The sequence below is a fragment of the Dehalococcoidia bacterium genome, from assembly GCA_035528575.1.
Lineage (GTDB): Bacteria > Chloroflexota > Dehalococcoidia > E44-bin15 > E44-bin15 > DATKYK01.
The window spans coordinates 1-2,368 of the sequence record DATKYK010000019.1; the positions used below are offsets into that span (position 1 = coordinate 1).

Below are 2,368 nucleotides of genomic sequence, written 5' to 3' on the forward strand. Positions count from 1 at the left end.
CGCTTGGCGATATAGAGGATGTCATGTAATACTTATAAAACTGTAACATATACATTTAATTAATAGGATTTTAACACAAGTAGCTTACTATCTTGTAAGCCGAAGATTTTGGGGAAAGTGAACTGTTACAAAGGAGGTGACGAGTCAAAAGGATTTACGGAAAGATAAGGATCTTAAGGAAATAATTGTTTCGAAGGAGGTGAAGAGTGAAAAAGATATTTGGTATCCTGTTTGCCCTGGTGCTGGTGGTGAGCCTGGGGCTGGCGATAGGAACTTCGGTGGCAGCAGACCCAGGAACGACGTATTACGTATCTACTACGGGAAGCGATGAGACGGGTGATGGTAGCTATTCGGATCCCTGGAGAACCATCCAGCACGCCGTCTGGCAGGTCGCCTCCGGGGACACCATCGTGGCGGCGGCGGGGGCATACGATACCTTCACGGTGGCGGATAAGGCAAATATAAACATAATCAGCACTGAGGGAGCAACCGTTACTACAGCTACTATAGCATGCAATTATTCGCTTGGGCTTGAACTACCAGTATGCGTATGGGTCATGGCTATGGTGGAGAATTCAACAAACATCAATATTGAGGGTATTGACTTTGATGGAACCCTTATCATCGACAAAGAAGCGGTTATCGGCATCTTCTACCTTGGCAGCACAGGGAGAATTGCTGACCTAACGGTGGAGAACATTTTTGGCGACGACTTGGGGATCGGAGTGGCTATAATAGATCAAGAAGGCACTTCTACTGTAGAGATAACAGGGTCCACTATCTCTGACAACGGAATAGGCATACTTGTTTTCTCGGATTCTACCCAGGAAGCTCACCTCAACAACATCGCCGGCAACAGTGAGGGTGTGGTGAACGCTGGAATCGTGACGGTAGATGCCACCAGAAACTGGTGGGGCGATGCCAGCGGACCATTCAATCCACACTCCAACCTCGGGACGGGTGACTATGTTAGCGATAATGTGGATTTCGAACCCTGGCTGGGATCTGAGTCAGTAACACAGACGGTAGAAAATGCTACCCTCAATGCCATAGAGATAGCTGACACCGAGGTTGAGGTAGACGGCACAGCTACGGTAACCGTGGCTCAGTATGAAGAGAATCCCGGCGGGTCCGCTCCAACCGGCTTCAGCTCACTGGATAAATACATCGATGTCTACGTTCCCGATACTACGGAAGTCACCGAGCTTGAGATAAGGCTTTACTATACCGATGCTGAATTAGCTGCGGCAGGCGTCGACGACGAATCGCTGCTGCAGCTCCTGTGGTGGGACGGCGCCGAGTGGGACGAGTGCTCAGACAGCGGGGTCAATACCACCAGCACCAATGGCTACAGCGGTTATATGTGGGCAAAAATAAGAAATAATACCACGCCATCCCTGGCCCAATTGCAAGGAACGGAATTTGGTGGTTATGCAGGTCCGTCGGAAACTCCGGGGGGAGGTTGTTTTATCGCCACCGCAGCCTATGGTACTGATACGGCAAGTGAATTAGATATCCTCAGAGAGTACAGGGACAAGGTCCTGCTGCCTAACAGCCTGGGCGCCGAGTTTGTATCTCTCTATTATAAAACCAGTCCTCCCATCGCCGACTTCATCTCCGAACACGAGGTTCTCAGAACAGCGGTGAGGGTGGGCTTTGTTGACCCGATTGTGAAAATATTAACCTGGAGCCACAATTTATGGTCAGCGTGAGGCCCATGAGCGCAACAGCACTCTCGGGCACTAATTGAGCGTTGGGGGGTGAAGACAATCGGTGTGAGAGCCGAGGTCAGCCTCGGCTCTCACTTTATGCGCTCAACGACTAAAAATACCATAGTCTTTCGTCATTGCGAGCACCCGAAAGGTGCGTGGCAATCTCCGGAGATTGCGGAGCCTGTTCCGAAGCGCAAGCGAAGAATCTCGGCTCCTCGAAACGACAGAGGGGAAAAGATTGCTCTGACACTGTCGTGCCCCGCAATGACGGGTGGGGTGGAGAAAAATGGAGTTGACCTCGTGATCTGCCGATGGTTTCGCAAAATCACACTATCCCTACAGGATCAACGTCTATAGTCCAGCCCCATGGCAAGGTGACCTGGGATAACATTCGGGTCAAATCAGAGCCGCGGAGGAATAGTTGCCAGCGATACCTGCCCCTAGCTCGAAAGGCGAAAACAGGTACCGGACCAATTATCCCGACTCCATCGGGAAAGTCAATCTTATGCTCTTTCACCCTTTCCTCAAGAATTAGGCGCATCTTCTCCATCTCACGGCGACACAACGCCTCATTGGTGTGGCTATAAACCAGGCGGACTAATTGGCTAAAAGGGGGATAATTGAACTGGCGCCGATAGTCTATTTCTTTACGATAA

At 50.4% G+C, this 2,368-nt stretch carries 2 protein-coding genes; one reads left to right on the forward strand and one right to left on the reverse strand.

The window, feature by feature from the left end:
• Positions 1-206: 206 nt before the first annotated feature.
• The gene (locus VMX96_03610) at positions 207-1,712 is read left to right on the forward strand and encodes a CFI-box-CTERM domain-containing protein (GenBank protein ID HUU62991.1); all 1,506 of its coding nucleotides are present in this window, start codon (positions 207-209) and stop codon (positions 1,710-1,712) included.
• Positions 1,713-2,037: 325 nt separating this feature from the next.
• On the opposite strand, the gene VMX96_03615 is transcribed toward VMX96_03610, so the two are convergent.
• Positions 2,038-2,368, reverse strand: a 331-nt coding sequence (locus VMX96_03615) for a primosomal protein N' (GenBank protein HUU62992.1), incomplete at its 5' end; no start/stop codon positions are given.